Source organism: Nocardia terpenica, assembly GCF_013186535.1.
GTDB lineage: Bacteria > Actinomycetota > Actinomycetes > Mycobacteriales > Mycobacteriaceae > Nocardia > Nocardia terpenica.
This window is the reverse complement of the sequence record NZ_JABMCZ010000005.1, coordinates 1,025,789-1,043,038: the sequence shown is the minus strand read 5'-3', so window position 1 is coordinate 1,043,038 and position 17,250 is coordinate 1,025,789. Positions and strand designations below refer to the sequence as shown.

The following is a 17,250-nucleotide window of genomic DNA, read 5'->3' as shown; positions in this document are numbered from 1 at the left end:
TTCGGCCCCGGCGGCCCCGGTGAGCTGGGTGTGCTGAACGTGATCGCGACCGACAACGACGAGCACGGCAACCCCGACGTGACGTTCGGTTCGAGCTTCATCGATGTCGTTCACTTCATCGGCGACGGCCCTCCGGTGGTGTCCACGGTGATGACCTATTCCCAATCGAGCGACCCGACCTCCCCGCACTACGCGGATCAAACCGAATTGTTCTCGGCCGGTCGATGGCTCACGGACAGATTCACCGAAGAGCAGATCGCCGCCTCACCCTCGCTGACCATCAAGACCCTCGATTGACTTCTCGGCGAGAGCGGTCGATTCGGGATCCACCCCCCGCATCCGCCGTAACACCCGGCGGCGGATCAGTTCCCACCGGGTGACCCGGGCGGGCCAGAGTTCCTGCACGGTCGCGTTGAACTCCGCGCCGAGGATTACCGCGAAGGCCAGGAAGAAGGTGAACAGCAGGAAGGCGATCGGGGTTGCCAGGGCGCCGTAGCTGATGCCGGTTCGGGCTACCCAGGTCAGGTAGCGGCGGAGGCCGTCGCTGGCGGTCATGAAGAACACGCCCGCCACCAGTGCGCCGCCGAAGAGGCGGTGCCACGGGAGGGAGCGGTGCAGGGCGAGTTTGTACAGCGTGGTGAGGCCGACGATCAGTAGCAGGCCGGTGCCGGGGTAGTAGAACGTGTCGATGAAACGCAGTCCGGGCTCGCGCCACATCTCCGGCAGCACCCGGCCGATCAGCGTCGGTCCCAGCGCCACCAGGGGCAGCACGAAGACCGATACCACCAGGAACAGCACGTACAGCAGGAGCGCGAAGATGCGCTGCCACACCGGATGTCGCGCGTCCTGCTGACCGTGGGCGGCCACGATCGCGTCGACGAAGGTCGCCATCGCCGAGGATCCGGCCCACAGCGACAGCACGAAGCCCACCGACACCACGGCGCCGCGCCCGCGCTGGAGCACGTCGGTGACCGTCGGCGCGATCAGGTCGTCGACCACGTTCGAGCTGAACAGGTTCCGGCTGAAGCTGATGATCTTGGATTCCACGATGTGCACGGTGTCCGGTCCGAACCACCCGCCGACATAGCCGAGACTGCCCAGCAGCCCCAGCAGCAGCGGGGCCAGCGACAGCGTCTGCCAGAACGCGGCCGCCGCCGACTCGGCGAAGATCGAGTCGTCCCACGCCTTGACCGCCACCCGTGTCACCAGTTCCCGCAGCCGCCGCGCGACACGCCCGGCAATGGCGGCACCGCGCCCGGCTGCGGTACGGGCCGGAGGTCTGTCGTGCGCGTTCATCGTGCCTACAGCATCACTCACCAGCGGTGCGATTGCCGAACGGCGATATCCGTGTCGCGTGTGGTGTGATCCTCGGCGCGGCGCACCGCGTGGGATTGGGCAGCTGTCGGTGGCGGTCGCTAATCTCTCTGGAGTGACTTCGGGTGGTGGCGGTTCGTTACGTGCATGGCAGCGCAGGGCTCTCACCAAATACCTGACGACGAAGCCTCGCGACTTCCTCGCGGTCGCGACGCCGGGCGCCGGTAAGACCACGTTCGCGCTGCGCCTGGCCTCCGAGCTGCTCACCGACCGCACCGTCGACCAGATCACGGTGGTGGCGCCCACCGAGCACCTCAAGCATCAGTGGGCGGCCTCGGCCGCTCGGATGGGCATCGCGCTGGACTCCAACTTCTCCAACACCACCGGCGCCACCTCCGGCGACTACCACGGGGTGGTCGTCACCTACGCGCAGGTGGCCTCGCATCCGTACAAGCATCGGGTGCGCACCGAAAACCGGCGCACCCTGGTCGTTCTCGACGAGATCCACCACGCGGGCGACGCCAAGAGCTGGGGCGAGGCCACCGCGGAGGCGTTCGGCGACGCCACCCGCCGCCTCGCGCTGACCGGTACCCCGTTCCGCAGCGACGATTCGCAGATCCCGTTCATCAGTTACGAGCCCGACGAGTCCGGCTTCCCGCGCTCGCGCGCCGACTACGCCTACGGCTACTCCGAGGCGCTGGCCGACGGCGTGGTGCGGCCGGTGGTATTCCTGGCCTACTCCGGCGAGGCGCACTGGCGCGACAGCGCGGGCGAGGAGTACTCGGCGCGGCTGGGCGAGCCGCTCAGCGTGGAACAGACCGCCCGCGCGTGGCGCACCGCGCTCGATCCCGCGGGCGACTGGATGTCGAAGGTGCTCGCCGCCGCCGACACCCGCCTGCGCCAGCTGCGCGCCACCGGCATGCCCGACGCGGGCGGCCTGGTCATCGCCACCGATCAGGAGAAGGCGCGCGACTACGCCGAACTGCTGGAACACATTTCGGGCACGCGGCCCGCGCTGGTGCTGTCCGACGACCCCACCTCCTCGGACCGCATCAGCGAGTTCTCGGCCAGCACCGATCCATGGATGGTCGCGGTGCGCATGGTGTCCGAGGGCGTGGACGTGCCGCGCCTGGCGGTCGGCGTGTATGCCACCAGCGCCTCCACGCCGCTGTATTTCGCGCAGGCGATCGGGCGGTTCGTGCGTGCGCGCAGACCGGGGGAGACGGCGAGCGTGTTCCTGCCGTCGGTGCCGGTGCTGCTGGACCTGGCCGCGCAGCTCGAGGTGCAGCGCGACCACGTGATCGGCAAGCCGCACCGGGAGAAGAACGCCCTCGACGACGAACTGCTGATCGACGCCAACAAGCAGCAGGACGAACCGGGCGAGGAGGAGCGCAAGTTCGTCGCGCTCGCCGCCGACGCCGAGCTGGATCAGGTGATCTACGACGGCGATTCGTTCGGCACCGCCACCTTCTCCGGCAGCGACGAGGAGGCCGACTACCTCGGCATCCCCGGCCTGCTCGACGCCGACCAGATGCGCGCCCTGCTGCGTGACCGCCAGACCCGCCAGATCAGCGAGCGCACCGCCGCCGCGGCCGCCGCCCCCGAATCCGGCCCCAGCGCCGCGGCCGCCGCCGAGCGCGTCGCCACCGCCGACCGCCTCGGCGAACTCCGCCGCGAACTCAACAGCCTCGTCGCCATGCACCACCACCGCACCGGCAAACCGCACGGCGTCATCCACGGCGAACTCCGCCGCGAATGCGGCGGCCCCCCCACGGCCCTCGCCACGGCCGACCAACTCTCCGAACGCATCTCGGCCCTCCGCCGAATGTAGGCCGATATTCGTTGCCCCTTGTTCCCGGTGTTCGTCGACCACTCTTGATTCCGGCGTTCGTCGTCCACTCTTGATTCCGGCGTCCGTCGACCACTCTTGTTCCCGGCGTTCGTCGTCCACTCTTGTTCCCGGCGTTCGTCGTCCACTCTTGTTCCCGGCGTTCGTCGTCCACCCTTGGTTCCGGCGTTCGTCGTCCACTCTTGTTCCCGGCGTGCTTTTGGCCGGGATCTACCGGAAGATCCCGGCCAAAAGCACGCCGGGATCAAGGAATGGTCTTCTGTCATCCCGGCATGCTTGTGGCCGGGACCGGCCAGGCGGACAGGGCGGTGTCGATGGAGGCGGTGAGGTCGGGGTGGGTGGCGCCGTCGCGGGCTTGGATGGAGAGGCCGTAGAGGACCGTGGTGTAGAAGCGGGCCAGGGCGGCGGTGTCGGTGTGGGCGGGGAGGTCGCCGTCGGTGATGCCGCGCTCCAGGCGATGGCGCACGTTTTCGGTTGTCTGCCTGCGTTTTTCGATGAGGAAGTCGCGGATGGCGGTGTTGCGGGTGGTGTAGGTGGAACCGGCGAGCACGACCATGCAGCCGTGCGGCGTGTCCGCGGCGGTGTAGGCGACGGCGTTGTCGCGCAGCATGGCCTCGATGCTCGCCCGGGCGGTGGGCTGCTCGCGCAGGGCGCGTTCGGTGTGGCTGCCCTCGCAGCGCGAGTACAGGTCCACCGCCTCGCGGAACAGTGCCTCCTTGCAGCCGAATGCCGCGTACAGGCTGGGTGAGTTGATGCCCATGGCCGCGGTCAGGTCGCCCATCGAGGCGCCCTCGTAACCGTGCTCCCAGAACACCTCCATGGCCCGCCGCAGCGCGCGGTCGCGGTCGAAGGCCCGGGGTCGCCCGCGCTCGGCCATGATCACCACCCTTTCTGTGTCGATCGTTAAATATACCCCTTGACGCGACCGTCCGGCGTCTGCTTGGGTTATTTATGTACTGATCGACACAAAAATGAAGGAGTGCACCATGAGCGACCTGACCGGCACCGTTGCCCTCGTGACCGGCGGCAGCAGGGGGATCGGCGCCGCGATCGCGCGGCGGCTGGCCGCGGCCGGGGCCGATGTGGCGCTGACCTACCGCGGCGACGAGGCCGCCGCGCGCACGGTGGCCGCCGAGGTCGAGGAGCTGGGCCGCCGCGCGCTGACCATCCGGGCCGACAGCGCCGACGCCGAGCAGGTCGTCGCCGCAGTGCACCGCGCCGCCGGGGAACTGGGGCGGCTCGACATCCTGGTCAACAACGCGGGCATCTTCCCGGCCAAGCCCTTCGAGGAGTTCACCGTCGCCGAGGTGGACACCGCGCTGAACATCCACGCCCGCGCCGCGTTCGTGGCCGCGCAGGCCGCCGTCGGCCACATGCGCGACGGCGGCCGCATCATCGGCATCGGCTCCAACCTGTCCGAGCGCGCCCTGTTCGGCGGCCTGGCGCTGTACAACCTGAGCAAGTCGGCCCTCAACGGCTTCACCAAAGCCCTTGCGCGCGAACTGGGCCCGCGCAATATCACGGTGAACCTGGTCCAGCCCGGCGCCACCGACACCGACATGAACCCCGCCGACGGCGACCACGCCGCCGACCAACTGAAGTTCAACCCCCTGGGCCGCTACGCCGCCCCCGACGAGGTCGCCGCCATGGTCGCCTTCCTGGCAAGTCCGCAGGGCCGCGCCGTCAACGGCGCCATCCTCACCGTCGACAGCGGCACCAACGCCTGACCGTCACCGCGCGAAGTAGCGCCCGGGAGACACCCCGACCGTGCGACGGAACGCGGCCACATAGGCGCTGGGCGTGCGGTAGCCGACTCGTTCGGCGATGCGGGCCACCGGCAGGCCCGCGGCGAGCAGGGGCAGGGAGGCGGCCAGGCGGATCTGAGTCCGCCACTGGCCGAAGGTGATTCCGGTGTCGGCGAGGAACGCACGCGCCAGGGTACGAGGACTGGCGGCGGCCACCGCCGCGAGCTGCGCCAGGGTGCGGTCATCGGCGGGGTTGCGCAGCAGGGCGTCGGCCACCGTCCGGGCTCGGGCGTCGGTGGGGAGGGGAGCGCCGACCGGGATCACCTCGACGGGGTCCAGCAGGTCGAAGACCACCGCCTCGGCGCGGCGGCGCTGCGCGGGGGCCGTGGTCTGCGCGGTGAGATGGTCGAACAGCTCGTGCAGCAATCGGCTCACCCGCAGCATGGTGGGTGCGGTGAAGGCGACCGGGCAGCGCCGGGGCTCGAGAAAGATGCCGCGCATGGCCGCCCCATCCGAGGTGCCGGTGCGGTGCGGGGTGCCGCCGGGCACCCACAGCGCCCGGGTCGGCGGCAGCACCCAGTGCCCGCCGCCCACCCGCACGCCCAGCACTCCCCTCGACGCCCAGACGATCTGGTGCTGCGGATGCTCGTGCAGCTCGAACCAGTGCCCGGCGGGCAGCACGCTGGCACCGAACACCATGGCCGTGGACCCGGTCGGCGCGTCCATCACCACCGGATGACCGTTCTGCGACACAGCTTGTCACCGTAGCGCCTGGCGGACATTTTAGGCGACCCTTACCGTCGTCGACATGGGAATGAACCTCGTACACCGGTGGCTGTGCAGCTCGAAGCGCTGGGAGAAGGCCAGCTCGACCCGGCTCGTCCCGTGGGCGCTGTCCGGCCTGGATCTCGGTGCGGCCACCCTCGAGATCGGCCCCGGTTACGGCGCGAACGTGCCGACGCTGCGGTCGCGGACCGGGGCGCTCACCGGGCTGGAGATCGATCCGGCGCTCGCGGCCCGGCTGCGCGCCCGGCACGGCGACGGGGTGCGGATCCTGGAGGGCGACGGCGCGGCAATGCCGTTGCCGGACGGGGAGTTCAGCGCGGTCGTGTCGTTCACCATGCTGCACCACGTGCCGTCGCCGGAACAGCAGGACGCCGTCTTCGCCGAGGCGCTGCGGGTGCTGCGCCCCGGCGGGACGTTCGTCGGCTGCGACGGCCTGGACAGCCTGTCGTTCCGGCTGCTGCACCTGGGCGACACCTGCGTCCCCGTGTCGCCGTACACCCTGAAGGACCGCCTCGCCCGGGTGGGCTTCAGCGATGTCGAGGTCGAGAGGGGCGTCGGCAGCTTCCGCTTCCAGGCCCGCCGCCCCTGAACGACCTCACGACGCCACGGCGTCGAAATATCGTGCCGGATCGAGCGTATCGATCGGCGTCCAGTGCGGCGGCGGGGCGGCCGGGTCCGCGGCGGCCGGTGCTCCACCGCCGCGGTACCCCTGGAGATCCAGTGCCAGCCAAGGGTTCTCGTCCACCCGGCGGGCCAGTGCGTAGCACGTGGCCAGCACGTGCAGGCACCGGGTGGTGCGGGCGCGGCAGGAACAGTCGGTACCGAGCGGTCGGGGCGCGACGGCGATGCCCGCGGCGCTGATCGTGGCCCGATGCTCATCGGCGAGTTCGACTGCGGCACCGGGGATCAGCGCCGCGATGGCGGCGATCGTCGCGGCCGGGAGCGGCGTCAGCTCCAGATGCGTCACCGACGCCTGCGCGCCGCGATGAATGCTCGCGCGCACCACCGTGCCCTCGATCTCGAGCCGCACCCCGCCGTTGCGGGCGATGCTGCGGGCGCGGGGGAGCAGCGGCTCGGGCCGGGTCGTCGTCAGGGGTTCGGCGAGGCGGACCCAGTCCATGCCCCAGGCGGTGTAGCCGAATTCGTTGTCGGGCATATCAGTTGCCTCGCTTCCGGCGCAGGACATCCAGCAAATGGTCGTCGTCGAGGCGGGCCAGCGCGGCAATGCTCGCGCCGCCCAGATCGGCGAGGGCGGACTTGCGGTCGTGCATGCCCGCGATGTGCTCCTCCACGGTGGTACCGGTGGTCAGCGTGGTGACGGTGACCGGCCGGGTCTGCCCGATCCGGTGGGCGCGGTCGGACGCCTGGGCCTCCACCGCCGGATTCCACCATCGGTCGTAGTGCACGACGTCCGCGGCGCGGGTGAGGGTCAGGCCGGTGCCCGCCGCGCGCAGGCTCAGGATCAGCACCGGTGGCCCGTCGGGAGCCTGGAAGTCCCGGACGATCGCGGCGCGCTCGGCCTGATCCAACCCGCCGTGGAAGAACGGCGCGGCCACGCCGAACCGCTCCGCGCAGTGCCGGACCAGCAGCTCGCCCGTGCGCCGGTACTGGGTGAAGATCAGCGTGGGCGCGCCCAGCTCCAGATTGTTGGCGACGATATCCGCGCACACGTCGAATTTGCCGGAGCGCCCGGCCAATTCGCCGAGGTCGCCGGTCACCAGGCCCGGATGGTTGCAGACCTGCTTGAGCGCGGTCAGCGCCGCCAGCACCCGGCTGTGCCGCTGCGCGCCCGTGCCGAAGCCCTCGGCCTCGGCGCGATCGAGCTGCTCGTCGTAGAGCCGCTGCTGCTCGGCGGTGAGATCGCACACCAGATCGCAGTGGATCTTCGGCGGCAGCGCGGCCGCCACCTGAACCTTCTTGCGCACCAGCACGATCGGCTCCAGCGCGTCGCGCAACCGCGCCGCGGCCGGCGCCGAACCCTCCTGGATCGGGCGCACGAATCGCCGCCGGAACTGCGCCTTGTGCGTGAACGCCCGCGGCACGACCAGATTCAGCAGCGCCCACAGCTCGTCGAGGTGGTTCTCCACCGGCGTGCCGGTCAGCGCCACCCGGGCGTCGGCCGCCAGGGTGCGGGCGGCGCGCGCCAGCTGGGTGCGCGGATTCTTCAGCACCTGCGCCTCGTCGAAAACCGCTGTCGCCCAGTGCTGTCCGGCGAGCACGCCACCGTGCCCGCGCAGCGTCGGATACCCGGTCACCAGCACGGTGCCCGGGGTCGGGGCCGGGAGTTCGCCGCCGCGCCACATGACCGGCCGCAGCCCCGGCGCGAATCGCTCGATCTCGTGCGCCCAGTTGCCGACCAGCGAGGTCGGGCACACCACCAGCTGCGGCCCGTCCGCGATGCGGCCGAGCAGATAGCCGATGGCCTGCACGGTCTTTCCGAGTCCCATCTCGTCGGCGAGCACCGCCCCGCCGTGCGCCGCGGTGGTCTCGCGCAGCCAGGCGATGCCGCGCACCTGATACGGCCGCAGCTCCGCCTTCAGCGTCGAGCGCAGTTCGGCGGCCAGCGCGAGCGTGTCGGCGCACGCCCGCACCGCCCGCGCGGCCGAGACGATCGCGGTCCCCGCGGCATTCGGTACCGCGTGCGCGGCGGGCGGCAGCCGATCCGGGTCGAGCTCACCGTCGAGCACGGCGCGCCAGGCGAGCACCGACGCCCCGGGCGCGGCAATATCCAAGGCCGCGAACCGATCCGCCTCCGCCAGTGCGCAGTCCACCGCGGTCACCGCGATCTCCGATCCGGCGGGCAGGGCGAGTTCCAGTGTCTCCCGTTCCTCGCCGGGCGCGGGACCGGGCGCGTGGCCGGTCCAGTTCCACAGCGCGAACATGTGTCGATCGGGCAGGTAGGTGGCGTGTGTGATGGGCAGAACGCACCCCTTCGTAACTCGGTACGGCGTACGAAGTATTCTAACGTCGTACAGCGTACCGAGATTCCCGGGAGCGTGCCGTGGCCGCCGAACCGCCCGCCGACCAGGCGAAACAACTGCTGAGCCTGCTGTGGCGGCACGCCCTGCCGTCGCGGCCGGTCGGGCGGGGGCCCAAGCAGGCGATCAGCGTCGACGAGGTGGTGCGCACCGCGGTCGCGATCGCCGACCGCGACGGCTACGAGAAGGTGTCCATCCGGGCGGTCGCCGCCGAACTGGGCCTGGGCCCGATGAGCCTGTACACCTACGTGCCGAGCAAGGAGGCGCTGATCGTGCTGATGGTGGACGCGGTGGCCGAGGCCGACGCGCCCATCGACGCGGCGCTGCCGGTGCGCGAGCGGATGGCCGCCATCGCCCACGGGGTGCGCTCGGAGCTGATCGCGCACCCGTGGCTGCTGGAGGTTCCGCCGTGGCGACTCGTGCTGGGGCCCGGGCGATTACGCCGCTACGAACGCCAGCTCGAGGCGCTCGACGGCAGCGGCCTGCCGGATCTGGAGATGGACCGGGTGATCGCGGTGCTGTCGGAGTTCGCGACGGGCAATGCCCGCATGGCGGTGGCCGCGCGGCGCAGCGCCCGCGAGATGAGCGACGCGCAGTGGTGGGAGGTGCACGGCCCGCTGCTGACCGAGCTCATGCCCGCCGCCGACTTCCCGCTGTCGGGCCGCGTGGGCGCGGCGGTCGGCCAGCACTACCAGGCCCCCGGCGACCCCGACGGCGCCTTCGCCTACGGCCTGGCCCGCCTGATCGACGGGATCGAAGGACGCTCGACGTCACGTTAGGCGGGCGGCCGCGCCGTATCCCTCGGCACGCGGAACGGGCGGCCACACCGGCCGCCCGTTCGGGTTGTTCTGTTGGAGGATTCAGTTGTGGGTCGAGCGGACGTGAGGAGCTGATTACAGCGCCGGCGCCGACTCCGTGTCGATCACGGCCTCGAGCTCACGCAGGCGCTCCATGTGCTCGTTGGCGTGATGCTGGCAGAAGAGCAACTCGCCACCGCCGGGAAGGGTTGCGCGTACCCGCGCGCCCGCCCCGCAGCGGTCGCAACGGTCGACCGCGGTCAGTGGGGTGCTAGTCAGTGTTCCTGGCATGACTCCTCCGTCCTGGCTCCCGGCGCAGAAGACCGTTCACCTGGTATGGGGCCCACGGTCCCTTCCGCGGGCTCGCTACCGCTACTTCCCAGCAGTGGATATGACTACTTTGTCAGACGTTCGGGACGGGGGCTTTGTTCCCGGAGATGTTTCTCTGTGTTTTCCCTAACATGACCAGGCGTTTCGCTGAAAGCGAACACACCTGCGCGTACAGGGCAAACGCAGTGGCTCACCTCCACGAACTCGCCGATCCAGTTGTCTACCCGGAGATTACCCCGCACTACCGACACTCACACTCCGGTTCCGGCAAACTCCGAGGCCACGGGGGTAGGGGTGGGCTAGGGTCGAGCCATGGTTGCGGAGAATGACCGAATTGGCAAGGCGCACAGACTGGTTCACCTGTGCACCCGGCAGGAGTGGGCGCAGGCGCAGGTCGGCGGACAGCGGCGGGCCCCGTCGCTGGACAGCGACGGTTTCATCCACCTGTCCACGCCCGAACAGGTGCACGTCCCGGCCAACCTGTTCTACGCCGGACAGCGGGATCTGGTGCTGCTGTGGCTGGACCCGGACCTGCTCGGCGACGTGCGGTTCGAGCCCGGCGTGCCCGCCGGGCCGGACGGCATGCTGTTCCCGCACCTGTACGGTCCGGTGCCGGTCGCCGCGGTCGCGGAGGTCACCGAATACCGACCGGGTCCGGACGGCGTCTTTCCGGCGATCACCCCGCCTGACTTAGGGTGAACTATGTGAACGTCGACGTGACAGCACTCCCCGGAATCGGGGTACGCAAGGATTTCGAAGCGCGCTCGGGTCGCCGCGTGGGGGTGGTCTCCCATCGCGACGGCGGCATCGATCTGATCCTCTCCAAAACGGACGATCCGGACGCATGTGCGGCGCAGATTCCGCTGACCACCGACGAGGCCGCGGTGCTGGCGAATCTGCTCGGCGCACCGCAGCTGGTCGAGAAGCTCAACGCCGAACATCGGGATATGCCGGGCATCGTGACCCGGCAGCTGCCGATCACCGAGAATTCGCCCTATCAGGGCCGCGAGCTCGGTGACACCCGGATGCGCACCCGCACCAAGGCGTCGATCGTCGCGGTGATGCGGGCCGGTCAGGTGTCGCCGTCGCCGGGCCCGGAGTACGTGCTCGCGGCCGGTGACCTGCTGGTCGTGGTCGGCACGCCGGACGGCCTGGACGCCGCCCTATCCATCCTGACGGACGGGTGATGCGGTGGAGTCGACCGCTCTGGCACTCGTTCAACTCGGTTCCATTCTGTTCGCCCTCGGGGTGCTCGGGCGATTAGCGGGAAAGTTCGGGATGTCGCCGATCCCGCTGTATCTGTTAGGCGGTCTGGCCTTCGGCAAGGGCGGGGTGATCCAGCTCGAGTCCGCCACCGAATTCGGCCATATCGCAGGCGAAATCGGGGTGGTCCTGCTGCTGTTGCTGCTGGGCCTGGAATACACCGCCCCGGAATTGATGACGGGACTGCGCCGGTCGTGGCTGGCCGGCGTGGTCGACATCGTGTTGAATGCGACGCCGGGCGTGGCGGTGGCACTGGTCCTCGGTTGGGGTCCGACCGGCGCCATCACCATGGGCGGCGTCACATACATCTCCTCGTCCGGGATCGTGGCCAAGGTGCTCAACGATCTGGGTCGGCTCGGTAACCGGGAGACCCCGGTGGTGCTGTCGATCCTGGTGTTCGAGGATCTGGCGATGGCCGTCTACCTGCCGATTCTCACCACCATCCTGGCCGGGGTGGGCTTCGCGGCCGGGCTGCGCTCGCTGGCCATCGCGCTGCTGGCGATCACCGTCGTGCTGGTGGTCGCGCTGCGCTACGGCCGCTACGTGTCCGCGATCGTGGACAGCTCCGATCGCGAGGTGTTCCTGCTCAAGCTGCTGGGGGCGGGTCTGCTGGTGGCGGGGGTGGCCTCGGCGCTGAACGTGTCGGCCGCGGTCGGCGCCTTCCTGCTGGGCATCGCCATCTCCGGGCCCACCGCGCACAATGCGACGAAACTGCTGGAGCCGCTGCGGGATCTGTTCGCGGCGATCTTCTTCGTCGCCTTCGGCCTCAATACCGATCCGCAGGCCATTCCGCCGGTGCTGGGCTGGGCCGTGCTGCTGGCGGTGGTGACCATGCTGACCAAGATCGGCACCGGCTGGTGGGCGGCGCGACAGCAGGGCATTCGGCGCATGGGCCGCGCCCGCGCCGGCGCGGCGCTGGTGGCGCGCGGCGAATTCTCGATCGTCATCGCCGGTCTGGCGGTGTCGGTCGGCGCGGTGAACGGCGACCTGGCCGCGCTCGCCTCGGCCTACGTGCTGATCATGGCGGTGCTAGGCCCGATTGCCGCGCGCCTGGTCGAGCCCGCCGTGGGGTTGTTGCAGCGGGGGCGGCAGCTCGTTCCCGCGCGGAGCTGAATCGGGGGCGGGGTCGGGGCGCTCGTGCGGGCGCGCCGCCCCCGCCGCCGGTGCGGTCGCCGAGACCTCCGCGGCGAGCGCGGACGTGCGGTCGCGGACCCGTTCCAGCCGCCGCGACGCCAGCACGGCGATCGCACCGACGATCAGGCCGATCACGATCGCGGTCAGGTGCCCGTAGTCGGTGAAGGTGCGCCCGCGCCAGACCCCGAACAGATACCAGCCGACCAGCCCGCCGATCCACAGCAGCCGCGGCGTGCCGCGCAGATGGAACGCCAGGGCGGCGAGGACCGCGGAGGAACCGTACGAGGAGCCCACATCCGGCGCGACGGCCACCTTCACCGGAATCAGCCTGTGGTGCACGGCATATGAGATCCCGGTGACCACGATCAGCGTCGCCCCGACGTGTCCGGTCGCGAAGACCAGGATCCAGCGCAGCGTGCCGAGCCAGCGCTCGGCGAAGGCCATCACGGTCAGGAATCCGAGGATACCGACCCAGGGGAGCCCGCCATCGGTCCAGAACGCCGACGCCACCAGCACCTGGAGCGGATCGCGGCGCATATTGTGCAGATTCGTCGACAACGACAGGATCAGCCGGTGCCCGGCGATATCGCTGATGCCGCGCAGCGTCCACCACGTCACGAACAGGGTGAAGGCGTAGGCGCAGCTGGCGGGGGCGCCGCCGAGAAAATCGTGGACCGCCCGGAGCCCGCGGACGATTCGCTCGGGACGTGTCCACCATGCTCCCAGCGCCCGCAGTTCGGTCCCGATGTCGATGGTCCGGGTCCACGGCGAGCGATAACGGTGCAAAACGGATGGCACACCGGCAAGTCTCTCGCGTCGACCGCTTCGCCGCAGCACGGTCGGCGTCGCGTGTTATCCGGCCGCAACAATTGCCAACCAGTCCGCAACATCGGTCGGCCAGAATCGGCGCGACGTGACCGCGGGGTCGCGGGCCGAGGAGGAACAGCGCAGATGACGGTGTATCACCAGCGGATACGGGGCGTGACCCATACCTTCGACGGCCTGGTGGACCTGCTGGCCAAGGCGACCCCCGCCCGCAGCGGCGACGAATTGGCCGGGTGCGCGGCCCATTCGGACGCCGAGCGGGCCGCCGCGCAGTGGGCGCTGGCGGAGGTGCCGCTGACCGCGTTCCTCTCCGATCCGGTGGTGCCGTACGAGACCGACGAGGTCACCCGGCTGATCCTGGACACCCACGACCGGATGGCGTTCCGCCCGATCGCCGCGCTGACCGTGGGCGGGCTGCGGGACTGGCTGCTGTCGGTGGCCGCCACCGACGAGGCCGCCGCGACGCTGGCGGCGGTCTCGCCGGGGCTGACCCCGGAGATGGTGGCGGCGGTGAGCAAGCTGATGCGCAATCAGGACCTGATCGCGGTCGCGCGGGCGGCGCGGGTGCGCGCCGGATTCCGCACGACGATCGGGCAGCCGGGCACGCTGGCCACGCGGCTGCAACCCAATCACCCCACCGACGATCCGCGCGGGATCGCCGCCGCGGTCCTGGACGGGCTGCTGCTCGGCTGCGGGGACGCGGTGATCGGGATCAATCCGGCCACCGATTCCCCCAGGGCGACAGCCGATCTGCTGCACCTACTGGACGAGGTGCGGCAGCGCTTCGACATTCCCACCCAGTCGTGCGTGCTGGCGCACGTGACCACGACGCTGGGGCTCATCGAATCCGGCGCCCCGGTGGATCTGGTGTTCCAGTCGATCGCGGGCACCGAGGGCGCCAATTCCGGCTTCGGCGTGACGCTTTCGCTGCTGCGGGAGGCGGAGCAGGCGGGCCGGTCGCTGCGGCGCGGGACCGTCGGCGACAACGTGATGTACCTCGAGACCGGGCAGGGGTCGGCGCTGAGCGCGGGCGCGCACCTGGGCACCGACGGGAAGCCGGTCGACCAGCAGACGCTGGAGGCGCGCGCGTACGCCGTTGCGCGCGAACTGAATCCGCTGCTGGTGAACACGGTGGTGGGTTTCATCGGGCCGGAATACCTCTACGACGGCAAGCAGATCGTCCGCGCCGGGCTGGAGGACCACTTCTGCGGCAAGCTGCTCGGCCTGCCGATGGGCGTGGACGTCTGCTACACCAACCACGCCGAGGCCGACTCCGACGATATGGACACCCTGCTGACCCTGCTCGGCGCGGCCGGTGTCGCCTTCGTGATCGCCGTCCCCGGCGCCGACGACGTCATGCTCGGCTACCAGAGCCTCAGCTTCCACGACGCCCTGTACGCCCGCCGAGTCCTGAACCTGCGCCCCGCACCGGAATTCGCCGCCTGGCTCGACCGCCTCGGCATGCTCGACACCACCGGCCGCATCCGCGAGATCGAGCCGCTGTCCTCCCCGCTGCGCGCCCTGGCGGGTAGCCGATGAGGCCGAGGTCGAGGTGCTGCGGCCGCGACGGCGGTCCGACGGGTATCGCGAAACGATCGTTCCCGCTGCTTGTTTCGGCGGGCGGCCGATGAGCGCCGGGCGGTGCCGCTCCCGCGATGGTGGTGTGGCAGGGAGCGCGAAACAGGCTGTACGGCAGCATGGTTCAACGCAGCAGCCACGGATTACCGCTGGCGGCTGGTCCATTCGATGTGTGCTCGGGCCGGACGGCCACCGAGGGCGGCGGGAGGGTGGTAGCTGATGCGAAGCGCGGCGGCCAGGGCCGAAGAACCGGAGTCCTTTGGGCCGGAGGAGTTTTGGAGCGAGTTGCGGCGGAGTACGCAGGCGCGGATCGGGCTCGGGCGGGCGGGGGATGCGGTGCCGACCGAGCATGTGTTGCGGTTCCGGGCGGCGCATGCCGCCGCCCGCGATGCCGTGCACACGCCTCTCGATACGGCGGAGTTCGCGGCCCGGGTGGCGGCGGTGGGGCTGGGGGAGCCGCTGCGGGTGCGCAGCCGGGCGGGCGATCGGGCGGAGTATCTGCGCCGCCCCGATCTCGGGCGCGTTCCGAATGCCGAAGCCGGACAGGGCTGCACCGACCTTCCCCGGGTGCGCGCCGATATCGGTGTCGTGCTGGCCGACGGCCTGTCGCCGCGCGCCCTGCACGAGCACGGCGCGGCCATGCTGGCGGCGCTGCGCGACGAACTGGGGGAGCGGCATCGGCTCGCACCGCCGGTCATCGCCACCCAGGCTCGCGTCGCCCTCGGCGACCATATCGGCGAATCCCTCGGCGTGACAACGATTCTGGTGCTGATCGGGGAACGGCCGGGCCTCTCGGTCGCCGACAGCCTGGGCATCTATCTGACCCACCACCCTCGACCCGGCCGCGCCGACTCCGAACGTAACTGCATCTCCAATATCCACCCGCCCGAGGGGCTGAGTTACCGCGCCGCGGCGCGGGTGGCGGCCAACCTCGTCGCGGGCGCGCGCCGACTGGGCCGCTCCGGCGTCGCCCTCAAGGACACCTCGGGCGGCGAATCCCTCGGCACGCTCAGGGCGGTCGATGCAGAGTGGCATGCAGGTCCAGGTGCCGGATGACGCGGTCGACCACGTCGGTCGGGGCGGCGGGCTCGCGGCGGGCGGCCAGCGCCTCGCGGCGGCCGGTGGCGTGAATCTCGGTGGCGATGCGGCGGATTCGGCCGTCCAGGCGCACGGTGCGGCCGGTGGCGACGGCCGCGTCGCTCCCGGTGCCGAGGCCGAAGGTCGGGCGGGCCGAAAAACCCTCGCGCAGCCCGCGATACAGCGGGCCGGGCAGCCGCTCGGCGACGGCGATCCGGTCCAGGCGGGCCAGCTGCGCCGCGCGGATCCGCTCCCACAGCCGCCGCTCGAACTCCCGGTCGGCGGCGGGATCGGCGCGCACACCCGTCGCCCGGACCACGGCCGGGAGCGTCGGCCCCTGCACCAGCAGCGTGAACAGCACCACCGCGAACGAGACGAAGATGATCTCGCTGCGCCCCGGAAACGGCGCCCCGGCGTCGGTGGTGAGCGGAATCGCCAGCGCCAGCGCGACCGTCACGACCCCGCGCTGCCCCGCCCACCAGGTCACGACCGTCTCCCGCCAGGTGTAGGGCTCGTCCGCGTCGCGCCGCCGCCACCGCGAATGCAGACCCGCCCAGGTCACCGTGAGCCAGCCCAGCCGCAGCCCGACCACCACCGCGATGATCGCCGCGGCCACCCCCAGCAGCGCGGGCCACGCCGAGCCGACCGCGCCCAGCGCGATCCGCAGCTCCAGCCCGACCATTCCGAAAGCCAGCCCGGTGACCAGCATCTCGGTGATCTGCCAGAACGAATCACCCATCAGCCGGTACTCGCCGCCGCACGAACCGAGCGTGGCCTCGGTCAGATACAGCGAGCACACCAGCACGGCCAGCACCGCCGAACCGCCCCACGCCGCGGCCAGCCCGTAGGCCGCGAACGGCAGCATCAGGCCCAGCGCCACCTGCCAGCTGGGCTCGGCGAGCCGCCGGGTGAGCAGGCTGCCGCACCAGCCCAGCCCCAGCCCGACCGCGACCGCCACCACCGCCGACACCACGAACGCCCACACCGCATGCCATCCGGAGAAGTGCCCGGTCGTCACCGCCTGCACCGCGACGGTGTACACCACCACCGCCGTGACGTCGTTGAACAATCCCTCGCCCTCGAGCGCCGCCACCAGCCGCCGCGGCAAGCCCAGCCGACCGGCCAGCGCCGCCACCGCCACCGGGTCCGGCGGCGCCACCAGCGCGCCCAGCGCCACCGCCGCCGCGAGCGGTATCGCCGGATGCCACGCGTACATCACCGCGGCCACCGCGCACGCCGTCGCCACCACCAGCCCGACCGCGGTCAGGCCGATCGCCGCCCAGTCCGCCGCGAACCGCCGCCACGAGGTGCGCCGCGCCGACGCGTACAGCAGCGGCGGAAGGACCAGCGGCAGAATGAGATTCGGATCGAAATGCGATTTCGGCACGAACGGCAGCACGGCCAGCACACAGCCGAATCCGGTCATCAGCACCGCGGGCGCGAGTCCGGTGCGGCGCGACAGGGGCTGCGCGAGGATCGTCGCGAACAGCAACACGAACACCAGCGCCAACTTGTCCACGTCCACCCACTGTCGTCGGCGTGTCTGAGAACCGCCGAAGCCCGGCCTGATGACC

General features: G+C 70.9%; 18 protein-coding genes. 10 read left to right on the top strand and 8 right to left on the bottom strand.

The genetic code is table 11. The annotated features are described in order from the left end of the window. Positions 1 to 24: 24 nt before the first annotated feature. Positions 25 to 297 carry a penicillin acylase family protein gene (locus HPY32_RS40510; RefSeq protein ID WP_156674412.1) on the top strand — a complete coding sequence of 91 codons (273 nt, stop codon included), beginning with the start codon at positions 25 to 27 and terminating at the stop codon, positions 295 to 297. Here HPY32_RS40510 and HPY32_RS40505 read toward each other — a convergent pair. Next, positions 265 to 1,296 (bottom strand): YihY/virulence factor BrkB family protein, encoded by a 1,032-nt coding sequence (locus HPY32_RS40505; RefSeq protein WP_082871308.1) that lies wholly within the window; start codon positions 1,294 to 1,296, stop codon positions 265 to 267. The genes HPY32_RS40510 and HPY32_RS40505 overlap by 33 nt on opposite strands. Before the next feature lie 133 nt (positions 1,297 to 1,429). Between HPY32_RS40505 and HPY32_RS40500 the strand changes: the two genes are divergently transcribed. Then, positions 1,430 to 3,145, top strand: a complete 1,716-nt coding sequence (locus HPY32_RS40500) for a DEAD/DEAH box helicase (protein WP_231951612.1) — start codon at positions 1,430 to 1,432, stop codon at positions 3,143 to 3,145. A gap of 280 nt (positions 3,146 to 3,425) precedes the next feature. Here the strand turns inward: HPY32_RS40500 and HPY32_RS40495 are convergent, their stop codons facing one another. Further along, the gene (locus tag HPY32_RS40495; protein ID WP_067595670.1) at positions 3,426 to 4,040 is read right to left on the bottom strand and encodes a TetR/AcrR family transcriptional regulator; all 615 of its coding nucleotides are present in this window, start codon (positions 4,038 to 4,040) and stop codon (positions 3,426 to 3,428) included. A 109-nt stretch (positions 4,041 to 4,149) separates the two neighbouring features. Between HPY32_RS40495 and HPY32_RS40490 the strand changes: the two genes are divergently transcribed. Then, a complete protein-coding gene (locus tag HPY32_RS40490; protein WP_067595672.1) occupies positions 4,150 to 4,890 on the top strand; it encodes an SDR family NAD(P)-dependent oxidoreductase in 741 nt (246 codons plus the stop codon). Positions 4,891 to 4,893: 3 nt separating this feature from the next. Here HPY32_RS40490 and HPY32_RS40485 read toward each other — a convergent pair whose 3' ends face one another. Next, positions 4,894 to 5,661, bottom strand: coding sequence for an AraC family transcriptional regulator (locus HPY32_RS40485; RefSeq protein WP_231951613.1), 768 nt, complete (start codon positions 5,659 to 5,661; stop codon positions 4,894 to 4,896). Between the two features lie 55 nt (positions 5,662 to 5,716). On the opposite strand from HPY32_RS40485, the gene HPY32_RS40480 reads away from it, so the two are divergent. Then, positions 5,717 to 6,283: a class I SAM-dependent methyltransferase gene (locus HPY32_RS40480; RefSeq protein ID WP_067587293.1), complete on the top strand. Its 567-nt coding sequence runs from the start codon at positions 5,717 to 5,719 to the stop codon at positions 6,281 to 6,283. A gap of 6 nt (positions 6,284 to 6,289) precedes the next feature. Here HPY32_RS40480 and HPY32_RS40475 read toward each other — a convergent pair whose 3' ends face one another. Both HPY32_RS40475 and HPY32_RS40470 read right to left on the bottom strand, forming a co-directional pair. Further along, positions 6,290 to 6,850 carry a hypothetical protein gene (locus HPY32_RS40475; protein WP_067587297.1) on the bottom strand — a complete coding sequence of 187 codons (561 nt, stop codon included), beginning with the start codon at positions 6,848 to 6,850 and terminating at the stop codon, positions 6,290 to 6,292. A gap of 1 nt (position 6,851) precedes the next feature. Beyond that, complete coding sequence (locus HPY32_RS40470; RefSeq protein ID WP_067587300.1) at positions 6,852 to 8,576, bottom strand: DEAD/DEAH box helicase; 1,725 nt, start codon at positions 8,574 to 8,576, stop codon at positions 6,852 to 6,854. A 119-nt stretch (positions 8,577 to 8,695) separates the two neighbouring features. Here HPY32_RS40470 and HPY32_RS40465 point away from each other — a divergent pair, with 119 nt between their 5' ends. Continuing rightward, positions 8,696 to 9,451 (top strand): TetR/AcrR family transcriptional regulator, encoded by a 756-nt coding sequence (locus tag HPY32_RS40465; RefSeq protein ID WP_082871309.1) that lies wholly within the window; start codon positions 8,696 to 8,698, stop codon positions 9,449 to 9,451. 114 nt (positions 9,452 to 9,565) lie between these two features. Here the strand turns inward: HPY32_RS40465 and HPY32_RS40460 are convergent, their stop codons facing one another. Further along, on the bottom strand, positions 9,566 to 9,760 hold the full coding sequence (locus HPY32_RS40460) for a DUF7455 domain-containing protein (RefSeq protein ID WP_067587303.1): 195 nt from the start codon (positions 9,758 to 9,760) through the stop codon (positions 9,566 to 9,568). 351 nt (positions 9,761 to 10,111) lie between these two features. Between HPY32_RS40460 and HPY32_RS40455 the strand changes: the two genes are divergently transcribed. From HPY32_RS40455 to HPY32_RS40445, 3 genes are read left to right on the top strand one after another with little or no spacing between them, the layout of a single operon-like run. Beyond that, entirely contained in the window at positions 10,112 to 10,498 is a 387-nt protein-coding gene (locus tag HPY32_RS40455; protein ID WP_067587306.1) for a DUF952 domain-containing protein, read from the top strand. A gap of 5 nt (positions 10,499 to 10,503) precedes the next feature. Further along, complete coding sequence (locus HPY32_RS40450) at positions 10,504 to 10,986, top strand: cation:proton antiporter regulatory subunit (RefSeq protein ID WP_067595679.1); 483 nt, start codon at positions 10,504 to 10,506, stop codon at positions 10,984 to 10,986. 4 nt (positions 10,987 to 10,990) lie between these two features. Further along, positions 10,991 to 12,175, top strand: a complete 1,185-nt coding sequence (locus HPY32_RS40445; RefSeq protein WP_067587310.1) for a cation:proton antiporter — start codon at positions 10,991 to 10,993, stop codon at positions 12,173 to 12,175. Here the strand turns inward: HPY32_RS40445 and HPY32_RS40440 are convergent. Continuing rightward, entirely contained in the window at positions 12,092 to 12,994 is a 903-nt protein-coding gene (locus tag HPY32_RS40440; protein WP_197696481.1) for a rhomboid-like protein, read from the bottom strand. The genes HPY32_RS40445 and HPY32_RS40440 overlap by 84 nt on opposite strands. A 153-nt stretch (positions 12,995 to 13,147) precedes the next feature. On the opposite strand from HPY32_RS40440, the gene HPY32_RS40435 reads away from it, so the two are divergent. Next, entirely contained in the window at positions 13,148 to 14,560 is a 1,413-nt protein-coding gene (locus HPY32_RS40435) for an ethanolamine ammonia-lyase subunit EutB (RefSeq protein ID WP_067587316.1), read from the top strand. Positions 14,561 to 14,818: 258 nt separating this feature from the next. Continuing rightward, a complete protein-coding gene (gene eutC / locus HPY32_RS40430; RefSeq protein ID WP_067587319.1) occupies positions 14,819 to 15,655 on the top strand; it encodes an ethanolamine ammonia-lyase subunit EutC in 837 nt (278 codons plus the stop codon). Here the strand turns inward: eutC and HPY32_RS40425 are convergent. After that, the gene (locus HPY32_RS40425; RefSeq protein WP_067595680.1) at positions 15,609 to 17,195 is read right to left on the bottom strand and encodes a cation:proton antiporter; all 1,587 of its coding nucleotides are present in this window, start codon (positions 17,193 to 17,195) and stop codon (positions 15,609 to 15,611) included. The two genes, eutC and HPY32_RS40425, sit on opposite strands and share 47 nt — an antisense overlap. Between the last annotated feature and the right edge of the window lie 55 nt (positions 17,196 to 17,250).

What these genes read in the sequence shown, in the direction of transcription:
- HPY32_RS40505 (WP_082871308.1), bottom strand. Translation starts at nt 1,296, where the DNA reads ATGAACGCGCACGACAGACCTCCGGCCCGTACCGCAGCCGGGCGCGGT.
- HPY32_RS40495 (WP_067595670.1), bottom strand. Translation starts at nt 4,040, where the DNA reads ATGGCCGAGCGCGGGCGACCCCGGGCCTTCGACCGCGACCGCGCGCTG.
- HPY32_RS40490 (WP_067595672.1), top strand. Translation starts at nt 4,150, where the DNA reads ATGAGCGACCTGACCGGCACCGTTGCCCTCGTGACCGGCGGCAGCAGG.
- HPY32_RS40480 (WP_067587293.1), top strand. Translation starts at nt 5,717, where the DNA reads ATGGGAATGAACCTCGTACACCGGTGGCTGTGCAGCTCGAAGCGCTGG.
- HPY32_RS40475 (WP_067587297.1), bottom strand. Translation starts at nt 6,850, where the DNA reads ATGCCCGACAACGAATTCGGCTACACCGCCTGGGGCATGGACTGGGTC.
- HPY32_RS40470 (WP_067587300.1), bottom strand. Translation starts at nt 8,576, where the DNA reads ATGTTCGCGCTGTGGAACTGGACCGGCCACGCGCCCGGTCCCGCGCCC.
- HPY32_RS40460 (WP_067587303.1), bottom strand. Translation starts at nt 9,760, where the DNA reads ATGCCAGGAACACTGACTAGCACCCCACTGACCGCGGTCGACCGTTGC.
- HPY32_RS40455 (WP_067587306.1), top strand. Translation starts at nt 10,112, where the DNA reads ATGGTTGCGGAGAATGACCGAATTGGCAAGGCGCACAGACTGGTTCAC.
- HPY32_RS40435 (WP_067587316.1), top strand. Translation starts at nt 13,148, where the DNA reads ATGACGGTGTATCACCAGCGGATACGGGGCGTGACCCATACCTTCGAC.
- eutC (WP_067587319.1), top strand. Translation starts at nt 14,819, where the DNA reads ATGCGAAGCGCGGCGGCCAGGGCCGAAGAACCGGAGTCCTTTGGGCCG.